This is a genomic window from Streptomyces sp. NBC_01515, assembly GCF_045040345.1.
In the GTDB taxonomy this organism is placed as follows: domain Bacteria; phylum Actinomycetota; class Actinomycetes; order Streptomycetales; family Streptomycetaceae; genus Streptomyces.
Window position 1 is genome coordinate 1,457,012 of sequence record NZ_CP109416.1, and the last position, 17,855, is coordinate 1,474,866.

Below are 17,855 nucleotides of genomic sequence, written 5' to 3' on the forward strand. Positions count from 1 at the left end.
GCGACGGCCTCGGCGGTACCGGCGTCGACGTCCGACCGGCCGCTAGAACGCTGCCGCGGCCTTGACGGAGGACGGGTCGTCCTCCAGCACGTGGTGCGGGTCGGTCATCACACCGTCGACCTCGATCCAGCCCATGAACGGCGGACTCGCCTCGTAGCCGAGGAGGCGCTGGACGCGGTCCGGCAGCTGCCTGACGACGTCGAGGGGCACGGAGAGGTACTGGTTCTCCTCCTGCCGGAGGTAGGCCAGGTCGAGGGTCAGGGTCAGCCCGGTCCGGGAGATGTCGGTGTTGTTGGTGCCGCCGGCGTGGTAAGTCGCCCCCAGCCAGATCAGCGCGGATCCCGCCGTCATCTCGGTCGGGACCGTCTCCTCCGGGCGGGGTCCGCGCTCGTCGTCCCACAGGTGGCTGCCGGGGATCACCAGTGTCCCGCCGTTGTCGGCGGTGAAGTCGGTGACGGCCAGCATGATCTGTACCCGGGCCTGGCGACCGCCCTCCGGGTGGCGCCACTGCCAGACCGCGTCGTCCCGGTGCAGCGGCTGAGAGCCCTCGCCGGGGTGGATGTCGATGAGCTGTGTCACGCCGATCTGGATGTTCGGAACCAACTCCGCCCGCTCCTCGCCGAACCACACCGGGGTCGGTATCTGGAGGTAGCGCTCCGCCGTACCGTAGAACAACGGGTGGGTGATGAGGTCGGTCATGCGCGGACTGTGCTTGAACAGGGCGGCGAGTCGACGCGTCCTGGCTCCGGCGAAGTCGTCCTGACCCCAGCCGACCCGCTCCAGCTCCGGCAGGAGGTCGGCCTTGATCGCGTCGAGGAGCTCGCTGTCGATGAAGTCCTTCACGATCACGCCGCCGTCGCGCGCGATCACGTCGCAGACGTCATCCACGGACGCGGTCGGTTCGAGTGTGGTGAGACCCATGGTGTTGCCCTCACAAGTTCAACGATGGTGTTCGCCGGAGCCCGGCGGGTGGATCGGGGCGAGAGAGTCAGTCGGCCCGGTGCCGTGACCGGCGGATCACATGGCCGACAGGATGTGTTTCAAGGCCGTGCCGCGCTCTCGTCCTCACTCGCTGCGAGGCCCCGTTGCCGCAATGCCTTCCGCACCCGTTCGCCGATCTGCTCGGCGGAGCCGACGGCCTGGATCGTCAGCAGCCTGGCCGCGTAGTGGGCGAGGAGCGGAGCGGTCTGGCTGCGGTAGATCTGTTGCCGGTGCCGGATGACCTGCTCGGTGTCGTCCGCCCGGCCACGGCTCAACAGCCTTCCCACTACGACGTCCTCGGGCGCGGTGAACTCCAGGACGGCGTCGATCCCGCCGTCCGCGCCGGGGAGCATCGCCCCAAGTGCCTCCGCCTGTCGCACAGTTCGTGGGAAGCCGTCGAGGAGGAAACCCCGCCGCGTGTCCGGTTCCGCCAGCCGTCGGCGGATCATCTCGCCCGTGATGTGGTCGGGAACCAGCTCCCCCGTGTCGAGATACCGCTGGGCATCCTGCCCCAGAGCCGTCCGGCGGCTGACGTGATCGCGGAACAGATCGCCGGTCGAGATGTGCGGGACACCTAGATCGTCGCGGAGGATGGCTGCCTGGGTGCCCTTGCCTGCGCCAGGAGGGCCGATGAGCACAAGTCGCATGTGGGTGGGGATACCTTCCGATCGAGCCGCATCCATGACATGCCGGTACGGCGTCTCCGTCACTCATGACGAGCCGAGCAGGTTCCGTCAACAGGCCCGGCCGGTAAGCGTCTACGCGGTCCCGCTCGTCGTCGCTCCCTGCCCCGACCGATAGTCGCGGGGCTTGAACCGCTTCGTCCGCCACCAGTAGGAGACAGTCGTACCCGGCCACAGCGTGTCGATGCGGCCGTCCGCCGACTGGTACCAACTGCGGCAACCGCCGGACACCCAGACGGTCTTCTTCATCAGCCGCTGAGTTCTGCGGTAGGCGCTCGCCTGTACCTCCGGGCGCAGTTCGAGAGCCCGTGTCCCCTGCACGCGCGCGTGCTTGATGGCGCCGACTATGTAGCGGGTCTGCGCCTCGATCATGAACACCATCGAGTTGTGCCCGAGTGCGGTGTTCGGGCCCAGCATCATGAAGAAGTTCGGGAACGCCGAGGTCGAGATGCCCAGCTTCGTGGCGGCTCCGTCCCTCCAGGCGTCCGAGATCTCGACGCCGTCCCGCCCGAACACCTTCATCGGGGCGAGGAAGTCGGTGGCGGCGAACCCGGTGCCGAAGACGATGGTGTCGACCCGGCGCGGCGAGCCGTCCGCCGCGACGACCGCGTCCGCCGTGATCTCGCGCAGACCCGTCGTGACCAGTTCGACGTTGCTCCGCTGGAGGGCGGGGAACCAGTCGTCGGACACCAGGCGGCGTTTGCACCCGGGGGCGTAGTCGGGGGTCAGCGCGGCCCGCATCGCCTCGTCGGGCACGGACTCCTTGAGGAAGTCCAGCGCTCGCTGCCGGTAGCGCTCGACGACCTTGGGGTGTCCGAGGAATCCCCGGGCCAGCGTCTCGAACTCCCAGTACGTCGCCCAGCGCCGCAGCCGCTGCACGAGGGGCAGCCGACCGTAGAGACGACGCCGGCGTGCGGGGATCTCCGCGTCGCCGCGTGGCGTCACCCAGTGCGGTGACCGCTGGAACACGTAGAGTTTTTCCGCCTGTTCGGCCAGGTGGGGAACGAACTGAACGGCACTCGCACCGGTTCCGATCACCGCGACATGGCGTCCGGTGAAGTCGTGGTCGTGATCCCACCGGGCGGAGTGGAACGCCTTTCCGTCGAAGGTCTCCAGGCCGGAGATCTCGGGCACGACCGGCTTGCTCAGCACTCCGGTCGCGTTCACGACGAACCTGCCCCGGATCGACTCACCCGCCCCGGTGACCACGGTCCAGCTACCGGTCGTGTCGTCGAAGCGCATCTCCTCCACCTCGACGCCGAACCTGAGGTGCGGGCCGAGTTCGTAGACGTCTACGACTTGCCGCAGGTAGGCGTGGAGTTCGTCCCAGGACGGGAAGTGCCGTGTCCAGTCCGGGTTCTGGCGGAAGGAGTAGGAGTACAGCACGCTCGGAACATCGCAGGCGGCGCCCGGGTAGGTGTTGTCCCGCCAGGTGCCGCCGACATCGGAGTCCTTCTCCAGAATGACGAAGTCGTCGATCCCGGCTTCCTTGAGCTTGATGGCGGCACAGAGCCCGGAGAAACCCGAGCCCACGATGACGACCGCGGGATCGCCGCCTTGAAGATGAGTCATGACCGTCCTCTGTCGACTGAGGGCCAGGGATGGTGTCCTCCGAGCCGCGATCCCCAGTGGGGTCGACGGCGAGGACTTCTGATCAAATGACCTGATCGTACGATCAGAATGCGTGCCGTCCTTCCGCGTGTCAATGCCCGGAGAACACCGAAGGCGCCGACGGCCGACCCGGTCCCAGCGATCCGGCGAAGTCCGCCGCGGCTCGGCAGCACCCTGAAGGCCTGCGGGGCGGTATCCGTACGCGGCTCCGCCGCGGGGGCGCGACCAGCCACGATGGCGCCGCGGACGATCGACGGCACAGCGCGTCCCCGCACATCGACACAGCCGGCGGAGCACTCAGGGCCTACCCGGCGGATCAGGCCGGAGACGCCGGTCTTGGCACATCTTCCCCTGTCCGCCCAGGGGGCGCGTGGAACCTCCGGCGGCGCTGTCGCCCGCTGTCGACTCCCCCACCCCCGAACGACCTCACGCGGGGACTCCCATCGCATCACCCGCAGCGGCAGCGGCAGCGGCAGCCACCGGTATCAGCACCTTCTCCGCCTTGCGGCTGCGCACACGAAGACCCGCTCACCTGGTCTCGTCGGGGGCCGCCACCTTCCTCCGACCCGTTCCGCCGGACAGACCCTGGCCGCCCAGTGCGTCGCGCAGCGCCGCGAGCAGTCCCGCGACGCGTGGATCCGGGCCTCCGGTCATCTCCGTCTTCAGCAGGTTCTGCACATATCCGAAGCCGACCCGGGCATCGCGGTCGGCGAAGCCGAGTGCCCCACCGACACCCTCGTGCCCGAAGGAACTCCCGGACAGCATCGGCACCCCCGCGCTGGGCAGCATGAACCCGCTGCCGAACCTCGCCTCCAGTCCGGTCACCCGGTCACACCCCGCACTTCGCTCGGCGGTCGCGGCCGTGATCACGTCCTCGTCCAGCAGCCTCCGTCCGTCCACCGCGCCGGCACAGGAGGCGTAGAGCCGCGCCACGGAGCGGGCGTTGGTGATGCCGTTCGCCGCCGGAAGGGCGGCTCTGCGGACGCTCGGGGTGTTCCACTCGTCGGCATCGGGCGTCCTCAGCGCACCATTGGCGGTCATCGCCCGGATCAGCAGTGACGACGACAGGTCCGCCGGAGCTCTCCGGTCGGCGCCGATCGCCCGCCTCAGCTCCGGATCGGGAATCCGGTCCGCGAGCGAGGAGTCGGGCGAGGCGGCGGGGCGACCGGACAGCGGGTCGTCGACCAGCGCGGCGACCCGGTGCTCCACGCCGTCGGGCAGACCGATGAAGAAGTCGAGGTCCAGCGGCCCGGCGATCTCACTGGAGAACAGGTCCTGGATCGTCCGGCCGGTGGCACGTCGAACCACCTCGTCGAGAAGCCAGCCGTACGTCAGGGCGTGGTAGCCGAAGTCGGCGCCCGGCGTCCAGAGAGGTTTCTGCGAGGCGAGTGCTCGTGCCGCGACGCCGTACGCGAGGATCTCCGCACGGGTGAACCGGCCGTCGAGAACGGGCAGTCCGGCCTGGTGGGCGAGGATCATCCGGACCGTGACACCGCCCTTCCCGTGGCTCGCGAAGGCCGGCCAGTAGCGGGCGACGGGAGCGTCGAGGTCGAGTTCCCCCCGGCCGGCCAGCAGGCAACAGAGGATCGCCGTGGCGCCCTTCGTCACGGAGTACGCCAGCCCGACCGTGTCCGCCCGCCATCGCTCCCCCGTGACGATGTCGGCGAGTCCGCCCCACAGGTCGGCCTTCAGCTCGCCGTCCACGTAGACCGCGCAGGACGCCCCCACCTCGCCGAGCTGCGCGAAGTTCCGGTCGAACGCCTCCCGTAGCGGCTCGAAACCCGGTGCGACGAACCCCTCCGAGTACGTGGTCTGCGGCTGAATCGACATGACGCTCCTCGCGGTGACTCGGGCGCCCGCCGGTCCGGGCCGCGGGCCGGAGCGGGCGCGGTCGGCACCCGCCGCGTCGGCCGAGACGGGATGCACAGACCCCTTGCGGAGCGGCGAACGCCATCGTAATCTAACGACCTGATCAGATGACCAACTAGTGGTCCACTGTGGGACTGCCTCACCAGGCTGTCAACCCACTCCCGGAAGCAGACCCGCACTCTCCATTCCGGTCCCCAGAATTCGTGAATTTTCCCGAAAACCTTGACAGGCCGCTTCAGTAACCCATTACTGGGCCGACAAGATTCGCCAATGCCCCAGCAGGGGGTCGGGGCCATCACCAGAGAGGGTGCACATGAGTTCTGTGTCAGCGGCGAATGAGCCGAAAACTCCCACGGCGTCATCACCGCAGGAATCGCAACTCCGAGGAAACCTCGGCACCGCCCATCTGCTCTTCACGGTGCTCGCCTTCAACGCGCCCCTCGCGATCGTCGTCGGCTTTCTCCCGGTGGTCATCGGCTATGGAAATGGCCTCGGCGCACCCATGGCGTTCGTCGCAGCCGGGGCGATCATCGCCCTCTTCGCCGCCGGATTCACCACCATGGCCCGGCACCTGCCGAACCCGGGAGGCTTCTACGCCTACATCACCGCAGGTCTCGGCAGGGTCGCGGGACTGGGATCCTCGTTCGTCGCACTGCTCGGCTACTACTTCATGGTCATCGGCAGCTACGCGTACGGCGGCCTCGTACTGGAATCGCTCGTCCACGACACCTATCACGGGCCCGATATCAAGTGGTGGGTCTGGGGTCTGTTCCTGCTGGCGATCGTCGGAACGCTGGGCTATCTCAAGCTCGACCTCTCGGCGAAGATTCTTTCCGCGCTTCTGGTCTGCGAGATCATCGTCGTCCTCGTCTATGACGCCTGTGTCGTATTCCAGGGCGGCGCTTCAGGCCTCGGCACTTCTTCCTTCACCCCGCACGCCATATTCTCCGGCTCGATCGGTATCGCCCTTCTTTACGGCATCACCTGCTTCGGCGGATTCGAGGCGACCACCATCTTCCGCGACGAGGTGCGGAATCCCGACCGTACGATTCCGCGGGCGACCTATCTCGTCATCGGCCTTGTCACCGTCCTGTATGCGGGCGGCGCGTGGGTGATGATCCAGGCCGTGGGCGCCGACAAGGTCGTGGCCGCCGCGGCCACCGACCCCACCGGGTCGTTCATCTCCAGCCTGGAGACGTACAGCGGCCGCGTCACCGTGGACATCGTGACCGTGCTGCTGAACACGAGCATCTTCGCCGCGCTGTTGTCGGGCCACAACATCACGTCGCGCTACATGTACAACCTGAGCGCGGACCGCATCCTGCACCGCTCCCTCAGCCGGGTGCACGGCCGGCACGGCTCCCCGCACCGCGCGTCCCTCACCATGACCGCCCTGTCGCTGCTCGGGCTGGCCCCCTTCGTCGCCCTCGGCACCGACCCCTCGAAGCTGTACGCCGTACTGGTCGGGATCTTCGGCTACGCGCTCATCGTCCTGCTCCTGGTCACCGGCGTCGCGGTTCCCGTCTACCTCAGGCGGAACCGGGTGGCCGGGGCGAATCCCTGGAACTCGGTCATCGCTCCCGCTCTCGCGCTCGCCGGCCTCGCCGTCTCCGTGGTCCTGGCGACCCAGAACTTCAACCTGCTGATCAGCGGCTCGCAGACTCTCGCGAACACGATGTTCGCGGTCGTCTACGGAACCTTCGCGGCGGGCGTCGTCATGGCGCTCGTCTACCGGAGGACGAAGCCCGAGGTGTACGCCCGGATCGGCCGGCAGTAGGCGTGGACAAGGACGGTCCGTGTGCCGACGACGGCGGCACACGGACCGTCACGCGTCGGCGGTCGTCGCACCCTCCGACGACCGGCCGGTGAGCATGCGGATCGCGTGGTCGGCGTACGTGTACGCGATCTGCTCGGCGCCGTGCGGTCCGTCCGGACGGAACCATGCCGAGACCCCCATGCCCATGTCGAGGATCGCGTACGAGGCGAGCCGGGGTTCCGCGACGGTGAAGTCGCCCTCGGCGCACCCCCGTTCGATGACGGTGCGCAGCCCCCGCTCATAGGTCCGGCGCAGCCTCAGCACCTGGTCGCGGTAGGGCTGTTCCAGGTTCTCGATCTCACGGTTGCCGACGAACGCCTGCTCGCGATGGGCCGCGTGATAGCGGACGTGCGCCTCGACGATCCGCCGCAGCTGCAGGGACACGTCGCCGCCGGCGTCGAGCGCCGCCCGCTGGTCCGCGATCAACGCCCGCATCGTGTCGACCATGATTCCCCCGAGCAGTACCTGCTTCGAGCTCACGTGCCGGTACAGGCTCGGACCGCGGATGCCGATCGCCGCGCCGATGTCGGACATCGTCGTCGCACGATAGCCCCGTTCGGCGAACAGTCTCAGCGCCGCCGCGGAGATCGTCCGCGCGTCGACGGTCTGTTGTCTCCGCGCTGGACCGGCATCCCGTCCCGCCCAGCGCGACCCGTCTTCGTCATGCAGCGCCTCAGTCATGTGATGAGGATATCGGCTACTGCCCATTAGCTTCAGTGATGTGGCTTAGCACACCGACCTCTTGACAAGTTTCTGATCAAACGATCAGGATCTGAGCTAACGGTCATTAGCTCAGAAGGAGTGCCATGACAGTCCGGCGTACCGCGCTCGTCACCGGCGCATCCCGCGGAATCGGCAGGGCCATCGCGGAGCGGCTCGCGGCAGAGGGGTTCGATCTCACCCTGTCCGCGCGCACCGACGGACCGCTCAAGGACACCGCCGATCAACTGCGCGTCCATGGCGGCCGGGTGGAGACCGCATCCGCGGACATGGCGGACCCGGAGCAGGTCGAGGCCCTGGCCGACACACATCTCCAACTGCACGGCGGCATCGACGTGTTGGTACTCGCCGCCGGTATGGGAACGGGCGGCGAGCTGGCCGCCTATCCCCTGCACAAGCTCGACACCATGCTGGCGGTGAACCTCAGGAGCAACTTCCAGCTCACCCAGCGACTCCTGCCCGCACTCCGTACGGCCGGATCCGCGCCGTCCGGACTCGGGGCGAAGATCATCGCCATCGCGTCGATCACGGGAGTCGTGAGCGAGCCGGGCCTGGCCGCGTACGGCGCCACCAAGGCGGCCCTGATCTCCCTCTGCGAATCGATCACGACCGCCGAGGGCGCCCGGGGCGTGAACGCGACGGCCCTCTCACCCGGCTACGTCGACACCGACATGGCGGCCTGGGTGCACGACCGCGTCGACCCCGCCACGATGATCCAGGTCTCGGACATCGCGGAACTCACCGTGTCGCTGTGCCGGCTGTCGCGGTATGCCGCGGTGCCCAACATCGTGGTCACCCGGCCTGGAGAAACACTGTGGCGCGCATGACCGCCGCCGGGAGAACCGGGGCCGGATCCGGCCCGGGCAACGACATGACGAGCCGGACGGAGTCACCGTAGATGTCCTTCGATTTCTCTCTTGCGCCCCGAGTGGTGGAGTGGCGCGACAGGATCGCCGAGTTCGTGACGGACGTGGTCGTCCCGCGCGAGCAGGAGGCGTTCGCGAACGGCCTGGACGACGGGCTGCGCCGCGAGTTGCAGCGGGCTGCGAAGGCCGCCGGGATCTGGGCACCGCAGGCACCGGCCGACCTCGGCGGAGGCGGCTTCCGCTTCGACGAGGCGGCCGTCCTCCTGGAGGAGGCAGGCACCAGTCTGCTCGGCCCGCTGGCCCTCAACTGCGCGGCCCCGGACGAGGGCAACATCCACCTGCTCAATGTGGTGGCCACGCCCGCTCAGCGCGAGAAGTACCTCGTCCCGCTCGTCAACGGCGACATTCGCTCCTGCTTCGCGATGACCGAGCCGCCGCCCGGAGCGGGCTCCGACCCGTCCGCCGTACGCACCCTGGCGACGAAGGTCCCCGGCGGCTGGAGCATCTCGGGTGAGAAGCACCTGATCACGGGAGCCGAGGGCGCCGCGTTCACGATCGTCATGGCGCGCGACGGCGAGAGCGGCGGAGCCACCATGCTGCTCGTCGACACCGACACCCCCGGTTTCGCGGTGAAGGAACACGCCCGCACCATCGACTCGACCATGGTCGGCGGCCACTGCCGGGTGCTGTTCGAGGACGTGTTCGTGCCGGACGACGCCGTGCTCGGCGAAGCCGGACTGGGCTTCCGGTACGTACAGGTCAGGCTGGCGCCCGCCCGTCTCACCCACTGCATGCGGTGGCTCGGTGCCGCCCGGCGCGCACACGAGATCGCTCTTGCGCGGGCGGTCGACCGGGAGTTGTTCGGTCAGCGGCTCGCCGACCTCGGGATGGCACAGCAGCTGATCGCCGACAACGAGATCGACCTGGTCGCTGCCCGAGCACTGCTGTGGCAGACCTGTTGGGAGGTGGCCGAGGGCGGTAAGGGCACCGAGTCGTCGTCGCGCGCCAAGGTCTTCATCAGCGAGGCCGTCGGAAGGGTCGTCGACCGCTCGGTGCAACTGGCCGGAGGACTGGGCACCAGCGAGGACCTGGTCATCGGCCGCATCTACGCCGACATCCGCGCCTTCCGCATCTACGACGGAGCCTCGGAGACGCACCGGATGTCGATCGCCAAGCGGGCCGCACGCCGTGCCGGCACAACCGCCATACAGGAAAGCGGAGTTCAGTCATGAGCACCGATCTGCCCGGTCTGCCGGCCGTGGACATCGAGAAGTGGCTGCGGGAAACGCTGCCGGATCTGCTGGACGGCGGTCCTTGGCAGGCCGAGCTGATCTCCGGCGGGCTGTCGAACATCACCTACCGACTGCGTCTCCCCCACGGAACCGTCATCCTCCGGCGGCCACCGCTCGGTGAAGTGCTCCCCAGCGCGCACGACATGAAGCGTGAGTACCGCGTCCAGACCGCGCTCGCGGGGACCGCCGTGCCCGTACCCCGGACTCTCGCACTCTGCACGGACCCCGACGTCCTCGGCTGTCCCTTCTACGTCATGGCCGAGGTGCCCGGCGTGGTCATACGTACGGCGGAGGACTCCGCCGGGCTCAGCCCCGAGGGACGCTCGGCGCTGGCCGACGGTCTGGTGAAGACCCTCGCGGACCTGCACGGCGTCGACCCTGAAAGCGTCGGCCTGGCGGACTTCGGACGGCCGTACGGCTACTGCGCGCGGCAGATCTCCCGGTGGGGCGAGCAGTGGCGCCGCTCGCACACGCGCCGGCTTCCGGACATGGACGTACTCCTGAACCGGCTCGCCGACCATGTGCCGGAGCGCTCCGACGCCTCGATCGTGCACGGCGACTACCGCCTCGACAACACCATCGTCAGCCTGGACGGGCCGCCCCGCATCGCCGGTGTTCTTGACTGGGAACTCTCCACGCTGGGCGACCCGTTGGCCGATCTGGCCATGACGCTGACGTACTGGCACGACCGTGACGACAGGGACCGCGAGCTGATTCCCGTCGCGGTGGGCGTCACCACCCAGCAGGGCTTCCCCAGCAGCCGCGAAGTGGCCGAGAAATACGCGGAGTCGACCGGCCGGGACCTGAGCCTCCTGCCGTTCTACCTGGCCTTCAGCGCGATGAAACTCGCCGTGATCCTCGAAGGCGTCCACGCCCGGTACATCGGCGGCCAGACAGTGAGCGGCGGCTACGAAGGCGCCGGTGCGGCGGTCCCGGTCCTGGTCTCGAAGGCTCTCCGCGAACTCCGCGTGCTGGGACGGGCGTAGGCGGCGCTACGGCTACGGCTACGAGGCGGGAGCTTCAGGGTGCGGCTGCCCGCGACACGACACTTCTGAGCGCTGTCCCATCAGGCCTCCTGACCGCACCGCGGCACGCGGCACATCGAGGAGTCCGCCGGCCCGTCTTGTCCCCGAATGCGTGAGCACGAAGTGGCCGAGGCGGCTGTCGGCATGCCCGGCCTCGGCATCCTTGGAATGCCGAACTCCCGGCCGCCGCCCGGGACTTCAGCCCGTCTCCTGCGCCACGGCCCACGTGGCCGGCCTTGCCGGAGTCCCGCCCGTGCCGCGCGTCTCCGGCGATGTCGGCGACGGCCTGCGCCTGTTTCCGCGCCGCCGCCGGGGACTTCGGCGCGCTCTTCTGTGCGTCCATGCTGATCGGCGTCCGCCACTGCGACACGTCCGCCGGGATCACCGCTGCCGAGGTGAGCTGCCTGTCGACTCGGTGGGTCGGCAACGGCGCGGGAAAGGCCGCGGGCCGGGCGCTCAGGCGACCGGAGGACCGACCGGCTCCACCTCGTCGACCAGACCCCAGCGCAGTGCCCGCCCGGCGTCGAGCGGGCACCCGCTGAGTACCAGGTACAGCGTGCGCCACCGGCCGATACGGCGCGGGATGCTCACCGTGCCGCCCGCGCCCGGGATCAGCCCCATGCCCAGCTCCGGCAGCCGGAAGACCGTGCCGGGGTCGGCGACGATCCGGGAGGCGAAGGCGGGCAGCTCGATCCCGGCGCCTACGCAGGCGCCGTGCGTCCGCACGGTGATCCGGTCCCGGAGTTCGTGCACCGACCGGGCCGCGCCACCACGGGTGCGCACCAGGTGCGCCGTCGACAGATCGGCGGCGACCCCGAACTCGCCGAGGTCTCCGCCCGAGCAGAAGGAGGGGCCGTTCCCGTCCAGGACGACCTCGGCCACCGTCGCGTCGAACCGGGCGATGTCCAGGGCCGCGACGAGCGCGTCCCGTAGCTCCCGACCGTAGGCGTTGCGCCGCTCGGGCCGGTTCAGCGTGAGGTACAGGGTGTCGCCGTCACGGCGGACCAGCACGGTCTCGGCGCTCGCGGGCGGGGGCACCGGCCGGTCGCCGCGGGCCGCCAGCCAGCGCGCGAAGCCGCTGCCGGTGAGCAGGGTGGAGTAGGCGAGCGACTCCGCGTCCAGCGCCTGGTGCACGGCGAGTTGCTCGCCGGCCCGCAGGACCTGGCCGAGGACGACGGCCGCCTCGGGGTTGCCGAGCGCGTGGCCGCGCAGCACCCGGGCCTCGGCGTCGGGATCCTCGACGGCGACCAGGCGGCGATCCGCGCCGTCGGCGGGTGCCAGCGTCAGGTCCAGCGCCTCGGTCAGCGCGGCCGGGGGCGCGGCGGCACGGGTGACGCCGACGAGCAGGCGGTCGCACTCCCGGGCCCGCTCCACGGCGCGTCGGAGGACGGCCGTACTGCCGAAGGGGCGGTCCAGGTCGACCAGCAGCAGCGGGTCGACCACGGCGCCGCCCTCGGCGAGCAGGTCCGCGTGGGCCGCGCCTGCGGCCAGGTCCGCCACGGAGATCGCACTGCGCGTCAACATCATCCTGGCCTAGCATCCTGACATGGTCACTTGGTCCCCGGGCTCCTCCGCCGAGACCGCGCGCGACTGGGCGCGGAGCGGGGTCCTGCCGCTGACCGGCCACGGTACCGGCCCGCCGATCGTACCCGCGGGCGCCGCCGCCTCCTGGGCGGATCGGATGGCCGACCACGTCGAGCTGGCCACCAGGGGTTCCCGCCACCCCGTCCGGGTCGACGGACCGCGGCTGCTGTCCGAGCGTGCGGCGCTCACCGGCGGGAGCCGCCGGGGGCGGCTGTCCGTCGGCGGCAGTTGCCGGCTGCTGCCGACGCTGGACGGCTGGGCGGCGGTGTCGTCGGCCCGCCCGGACGACCCGTTGTTGTGGAGCGCGCTGATCGGCCACGACCTCGACGAGCTGTTGCCGCAGCGGCTGGCCACCTGGCTGGCCGCGCACAGCGGTGCCCAACTGGACGAGCGGGCAACGCTGTTGAGCCTGGCCGCGGGATCGGTCGGGGCACCCGGACGGCAGGCGGACGGCGCGGGCCGTCGCGCCGAGCCGCCGCGGCCGGGCGGGCCGCGCTCGGTGGAGCGGCTGCTGGTGGTGGACTTCAGCGCGCTGTGGGCCGGCCCGCTCTGCGCGCACCTGCTCGGTCTCGCGGGCGCGGACGTGGTGAAGGTCGAGGTCCCTTCCCGTCCGGACGGCGCCCGACAGGGCAACCGGCCCTTCTACGACCTGCTGCACGGCGGCCACCGCTCGGTCGCACTCGACCCGGCGGACCCCGCCGGACGCGCCGCCCTGCACGCGCTGGTGCGCAGGGCGGACATCGTCATCGAGGCGTCCCGCCCCCGCGCGCTGGCCGGGTTCGGACTGGACGCACAGGCCGAGGTGGAGCGCGGCTGCACCTGGGTCTCGATCACCGCCCGCGGCCGGGCCTCGGACAGGGTCGGCTTCGGCGACGACGTGGCCGCCGCGAGCGGACTGCTGGCGTACGACGAGCGAGGTCTGCCGGTCTTCTGCGGGGACGCGATCGCCGACCCGCTCACGGGTCTGACCGCCGCCGCGCTGGCCCTGTCCGAGCCCGCGGGCGGCGGCGGGGTGCTGTGGGACGTGGCCATGGCGGACGTCGTGGCAGCGACCCTCGAAGGAGGGGGGACCGGCCCAGGGGCGCGGGTGCGACGGGCCGGGACCGGCTGGGCGGTGGACACCGGGCAGGAACGGGTTCCGGTCCTCGCGCCGGTCGCCAGGACCCCACGGGCCGTCGCGCCCGAACTGGGCGCCGACACCGGCGCGGTACTGCGACGGCTCGGGATCGCCGCACCGTGAACGGCCTGCTGATCCGCGGTGCGGAGGTGAACGGGGAACCGCTCGACGTCCGGATCGGGCACGGTCGGGTGGTGGAGCTGGGGTGGTCGTTGCCGCGTGCGGACCGGGCCGAGGAGCTGGTGGAGGCGCACGGCGGCACGCTGCTCCCCGGGCTGACGGATCATCACATCCATCTGTTCGCCACCGCCGCCGATCTGGCGTCCGCCTCCTGCGACCCCGCCACCACGCCCGACCGGGCGGGACTCGCCCAGGTGTTGCGGCGTGCGAGGCCGGACGGGCACGGCTGGATCAGAGGCGTGCGCTACCACGAGTCCACGGCCGGAGATCTGGACGCGGCCGGTCTCGACGAGCTTCGCGACGATGTTCCGGTCCGGCTGCAACACCGCAGCGGCGCCCTGTGGGTGCTCAACTCCCGTGCCGCCGAGGCCGTCGGACTCGGCGGCGGGGACCACCCCGGTATCGAGCGGGACGCCGGGGGGCACCCGACCGGGCGCCTGTGGCGGGCCGACGACTGGCTGCGCGCGCGGCTGCCGCGCGGCGAACCGCCCTCGTTGGCCGGGCTGAGCCTGTTGCTGGCCGGGTACGGCATCACGGCCGTCACCGATGCGAGCCCGGAACTGGACACCGGCACGGTCGAGGCGATCTCGGCGGCGACGGCGAGCGGCGAACTCCGCCAGCGGGTGCTGCTGCTGGGCGCGCCGCTCAGCGGTTCCCCGGACCCCGGCGGCACCCCGGACTCCGGCCCCGGCCCGAACCGCCCGGAAGCCGGTCCCTGGAAGATCGTGCTCGCGGACTCCGGTCTGCCCGCCCTCGACGCGTTGACCGAAGCCGTCGCCGGCGCGCACCGGGCCGGTCGGCCGGTCGCCGCGCACTGCGTGACCCGGGAGTCGCTGCTGCTGTTCCTGATCGCCCTCAGGGAGGCCGGCAGCCTGCCCGGAGACCGCCTGGAACACGCCTCCCTCGTGCCGGCCGACGTCATTCCCGGCATTCGCCGACTCGGCCTGCGGGTGGTGACCCAGCCGGGCTTCCTCGCGGACCGCGGCGACGACTTCCTGCGCGGCACCCCCGCGTCCGAGCACGACGAGCTGTACCGCTGCGCCTCGCTGCGCGCGGCCGGCGTTCCGCTGGGGCTGTCCAGCGACGCCCCGTACGGGCCGGTCGATCCGTGGGCGGTGATGCGGGCGGCGGTAGGGCGACGCACCCGCTCGGGCGCGGTCGTCGGCCCCGGGGAACGGCTCACCGCCGCGCAGGCACTGGACGGCTACCTCTCCCCCGGGCAACGGCCCGGCGATGCTCCGCGCCGGGTCCACGTGGGAGCCCGGGCGGATCTGGTGCTGCTGCACACCCCGTTGGGCGCGGCGCTCGACCGCCTGGACGCCGGGATCGTCCGGCTGACCCTCGTCGGCGGGCATCGGGTGGCATGAGGCGGCGGCGCGGTGCGCTCGAAGGCCGAAGGAACCGCAGGGCACCCCGCCGGATCAGAGTGTTGCCGGAGGTGCCGCCGTCACCAGGATCAGCGGGACGCCGTCGCAGGGCCGCAGTTGCAGCCCGTCGTGTTCGGCGCCGCTCGCCGGGCCGACCAGCACCGCCGCGAAGTCCGGGCCCTTGGTGAGCGAGCCGACCAGGTGGTGGGGGTCGTTGGAGGCGGCGACGCGACCGCGCGCGTTGACCAGGCGGGCCGGTCCCGGCAGGCATTGGAGCAGCGGCATGACGCCTGCTTCGAAGTGCCGCAGATAGACGTCGGCAGCGGCCACCCCCACGAAACGGCCCGCGACCGTCACCGGTGCCGAGAGGGTGAGGCTGTACTCGTCCGAGCAGAGATAGTCGACGTAAGGTCCCGCGATGGCCCGCTGCCCGGTGTCGCGGGGCAGCGTGAACCAGTCCCAGTGGGTGTAGTCGTAGTACGCCGAGTGCTCGGGGTCCAGGTCCAGCAGAAGCGGCTGAACGGCCCCGTCCGTGGTGATCTGCCACCACTCCAGCCAGGCCGATACGTCACCGAGCAGTCCGGGCGCCGCCACGAAGCCGACCCCCGAGACCAGTTCGTACCCGGTGAGGCGGGCATGCAGGCCGGGGCGGAGGGCGGCGAGGTCGGCCGAGACGGGGCGGCGGCCGTCCATGCCGGCCGAGGTGAGCAGCGCCTCCGTGTCCGCCCCTGTCCGGCACACGGCGTCGAAGACACCCTCCAGCGCGTCACGGACCCGGGCGGCCACGTCGGCGACCGTCAGCTCGTCAAGAACCGCCGCTGCCGAAGAACCCCCTCGACCCCTGTCCACGTGATCCTCTCAAGCGCCCTCGGAGCCAACGTCAGCGCCGGCCCTGGCCACCGCCACGAGTGACGGCCCCGGACGGGCGGTCACGTACCGGCTCGAAGCCAGCGGCGAGGGCGGCGGAACGTGCGTGGGGGGATGTACTCAGCCCCTCGCGGCGGCTGCCGTACTCCTGCCCGTGATGAGGGCTCGGGCCGCGGTGGTGGCGAGACGCGGAAGGTCCTCGGGGCTGCGGCGGTTCTGGCCGAAGGCTCCCTGGAGCTGGAAAGTGGCGTAGCCGTGGGCGAGAGCGAGGTGGGCTTCGAGGAGTTCCATCACCCCGAGGATGGTGTCGGCGGTGGCGGCCGCGGTGGCCAGGGGGAGCATGACGTCGATGAAGTGACGGCCCGCTTCGTGGAGTTCATGGTAGTGGGAGCCCTGGAAGTCGTCGGCGTAGATGAGTTCGAGGCCGACGCGGTGCTGGGCGACGTAGAGCGCGTAGGCGCCCGCGGTGGCGGCCAGTCGTTCCACGGGGTCGTCCCCTGCCGCCTCTGCCGACTCGGCCAGCCGGTCGGCCAGTTCGTGCGCGACGGTGGCGGCACAGGCGGCGAGCAGGGCCTCACGGTCACGGAAGTGGCGATAGGGAGCGCCGGAGGAAACACCCGCGCGGGCCGCGACCTTGGCCACCGAGAAACCGAGCGTGCCCGTCTCGGCCAGAACGGCCAGACCGTCGCGGATCAGTTGGGCGCGCAGGTCGCCGTGGTGGTAGCCGCGCCGGGCGATGGTGTCACTCACGGAGCCCATTCTCCCTTACCGGGATGTAAGAGCAGTCTCACATGTAAGAGTACTCTTACATCCGGGACGGCTGGGTCGCTTCCGGCGACCACGCCCGCCCGCTCCCGGCAGGCAACCCGGATCACGGAAAGAAGACGTGTGAACATGCAGAAGCGACACCTGGGCCGACAGGGCCTGACCGCCTCCGCCCTCGGCTACGGCGCGATGGGCATCTCCCTTGCCTACGGCCCCTCCGACGAGCAGGAAGGCATCGCGACCATCCGTCGGGCCCAGGAACTGGGCGTCACGTTCTTCGACACCGCCGAGTTGTACGGGCAGGGCGCGAACGAGCGCGTCATCGGCAAGGCGCTGGCGCCGGTGCGCGACGAGGTCGTCATCGCCACCAAGTTCGGCTTCGACTTCACCGGCACCCGAGAGGGTGGCGTCGACAGCCGCCCCGAGCACATCCGTGAGGTCACCGACAACAGCCTCCGCCACCTGGGCACCGACCACATCGACGTCCTCTATCAGCACCGCGTCGACCCGAACGTGCCCATCGAGGAGGTCGCGGGCACCGTCAGGGAACTCATCGACGCGGGCAAGGTCCGCTACTTCGGCCTGAGTGAGGCAGGCGAGCAGACCATCCGCGCCGCCCACGCCGTCCAGCCGGTCTCCGTCCTGCAGACCGAGTACTCCCTGTTCGAGCGGGACGTAGAGGAACTCCTTCCCGTCCTGCGGGAGCTCGGCATCGGTTTCGTGCCCTACTCCCCGCTCGGCCGGGGCTTCCTGACCGGGCAGGCCAGGCCCGGCGCCGACTACCCCGACGGCGACATGCGCCAGTGGGACGCCCGCTACCAGCCCGGCAACTACGAGAAGAACCAGGAAGCCACCCGCCTGCTCGGCGAGTTGGCGGCCACCAAGGGAATCAGCGTCGCCCAGCTCGCCCTTGCCTGGCTCCTGGCGCAGGGCGAGGACATCGTCCCCATCCCGGGCACGCGCAACCTCGATCGGCTCCAGGAGAACATCGGCGCCACCGATGTCAGCCTCACCGGTGCGGACCTCGCCCGCATCGAGGAGATCCTGCCCACCGGCGGCTACGGCGCCCGCTACCCCGAAGCCATGATGCCGACCTGGAACTGAACGGTCTG

At 70.6% G+C, this 17,855-nt stretch carries 15 protein-coding genes; 7 read left to right on the forward strand and 8 right to left on the reverse strand.

The genetic code is table 11. The annotated features are described in order from the left end of the window. Positions 1-42 precede the first annotated feature (42 nt). The 4 genes from OG407_RS06205 to OG407_RS06220 all read right to left on the reverse strand — a co-directional run bounded on the left by OG407_RS06205 (position 43) and on the right by OG407_RS06220 (position 5,105). Positions 43-921 carry a phytanoyl-CoA dioxygenase family protein gene (locus OG407_RS06205; RefSeq protein WP_405855769.1) on the reverse strand — a complete coding sequence of 293 codons (879 nt, stop codon included), beginning with the start codon at positions 919-921 and terminating at the stop codon, positions 43-45. Between the two features lie 119 nt (positions 922-1,040). Next, positions 1,041-1,628, reverse strand: coding sequence for an adenylate kinase (locus OG407_RS06210; RefSeq protein WP_405855771.1), 588 nt, complete (start codon positions 1,626-1,628; stop codon positions 1,041-1,043). Positions 1,629-1,739: 111 nt separating this feature from the next. Then, positions 1,740-3,236, reverse strand: a complete 1,497-nt coding sequence (locus OG407_RS06215) for a flavin-containing monooxygenase (RefSeq protein ID WP_405855773.1) — start codon at positions 3,234-3,236, stop codon at positions 1,740-1,742. A gap of 567 nt (positions 3,237-3,803) precedes the next feature. Continuing rightward, positions 3,804-5,105: a serine hydrolase domain-containing protein gene (locus OG407_RS06220; protein WP_405855775.1), complete on the reverse strand. Its 1,302-nt coding sequence runs from the start codon at positions 5,103-5,105 to the stop codon at positions 3,804-3,806. 352 nt (positions 5,106-5,457) lie between these two features. Between OG407_RS06220 and OG407_RS06225 the strand changes: the two genes are divergently transcribed. Continuing rightward, the gene (locus OG407_RS06225) at positions 5,458-6,921 is read left to right on the forward strand and encodes an APC family permease (protein ID WP_405855777.1); all 1,464 of its coding nucleotides are present in this window, start codon (positions 5,458-5,460) and stop codon (positions 6,919-6,921) included. A gap of 48 nt (positions 6,922-6,969) precedes the next feature. Here the strand turns inward: OG407_RS06225 and OG407_RS06230 are convergent, their stop codons facing one another. After that, a complete protein-coding gene (locus tag OG407_RS06230; RefSeq protein WP_405855779.1) occupies positions 6,970-7,641 on the reverse strand; it encodes a TetR/AcrR family transcriptional regulator in 672 nt (223 codons plus the stop codon). Between the two features lie 125 nt (positions 7,642-7,766). Between OG407_RS06230 and OG407_RS06235 the strand changes: the two genes are divergently transcribed. The 3 genes from OG407_RS06235 to OG407_RS06245 all read left to right on the forward strand — a co-directional run bounded on the left by OG407_RS06235 (position 7,767) and on the right by OG407_RS06245 (position 10,824). Further along, the gene (locus OG407_RS06235; protein WP_405855781.1) at positions 7,767-8,507 is read left to right on the forward strand and encodes an SDR family NAD(P)-dependent oxidoreductase; all 741 of its coding nucleotides are present in this window, start codon (positions 7,767-7,769) and stop codon (positions 8,505-8,507) included. Between the two features lie 71 nt (positions 8,508-8,578). After that, positions 8,579-9,778, forward strand: a complete 1,200-nt coding sequence (locus tag OG407_RS06240) for an acyl-CoA dehydrogenase family protein (RefSeq protein WP_405855783.1) — start codon at positions 8,579-8,581, stop codon at positions 9,776-9,778. Then, positions 9,775-10,824: a phosphotransferase family protein gene (locus OG407_RS06245; protein WP_405855785.1), complete on the forward strand. Its 1,050-nt coding sequence runs from the start codon at positions 9,775-9,777 to the stop codon at positions 10,822-10,824. The genes OG407_RS06240 and OG407_RS06245 overlap by 4 nt, the downstream gene beginning before the upstream one ends. Positions 10,825-11,319: 495 nt before the next feature. Here the strand turns inward: OG407_RS06245 and OG407_RS06250 are convergent, their stop codons facing one another. Further along, positions 11,320-12,390, reverse strand: coding sequence for an enoyl-CoA hydratase-related protein (locus OG407_RS06250; protein WP_405855787.1), 1,071 nt, complete (start codon positions 12,388-12,390; stop codon positions 11,320-11,322). A gap of 19 nt (positions 12,391-12,409) precedes the next feature. Here OG407_RS06250 and OG407_RS06255 point away from each other — a divergent pair, with 19 nt between their 5' ends. Together OG407_RS06255 and OG407_RS06260 are read left to right on the forward strand one after the other, a co-directional pair. After that, the gene (locus tag OG407_RS06255) at positions 12,410-13,687 is read left to right on the forward strand and encodes a CoA transferase (protein WP_405855789.1); all 1,278 of its coding nucleotides are present in this window, start codon (positions 12,410-12,412) and stop codon (positions 13,685-13,687) included. Beyond that, on the forward strand, positions 13,684-15,111 hold the full coding sequence (locus OG407_RS06260; protein WP_405855791.1) for an amidohydrolase family protein: 1,428 nt from the start codon (positions 13,684-13,686) through the stop codon (positions 15,109-15,111). The genes OG407_RS06255 and OG407_RS06260 overlap by 4 nt, the downstream gene beginning before the upstream one ends. A 54-nt stretch (positions 15,112-15,165) precedes the next feature. Here OG407_RS06260 and OG407_RS06265 read toward each other — a convergent pair whose 3' ends face one another. Beyond that, entirely contained in the window at positions 15,166-15,960 is a 795-nt protein-coding gene (locus OG407_RS06265) for a hypothetical protein (protein WP_405855793.1), read from the reverse strand. 138 nt (positions 15,961-16,098) lie between these two features. Next, positions 16,099-16,728: a TetR/AcrR family transcriptional regulator gene (locus OG407_RS06270; protein WP_405855794.1), complete on the reverse strand. Its 630-nt coding sequence runs from the start codon at positions 16,726-16,728 to the stop codon at positions 16,099-16,101. 144 nt (positions 16,729-16,872) lie between these two features. On the opposite strand from OG407_RS06270, the gene OG407_RS06275 reads away from it, so the two are divergent. After that, positions 16,873-17,847 (forward strand): aldo/keto reductase, encoded by a 975-nt coding sequence (locus OG407_RS06275; protein WP_405855796.1) that lies wholly within the window; start codon positions 16,873-16,875, stop codon positions 17,845-17,847. Positions 17,848-17,855 lie beyond the last annotated feature (8 nt).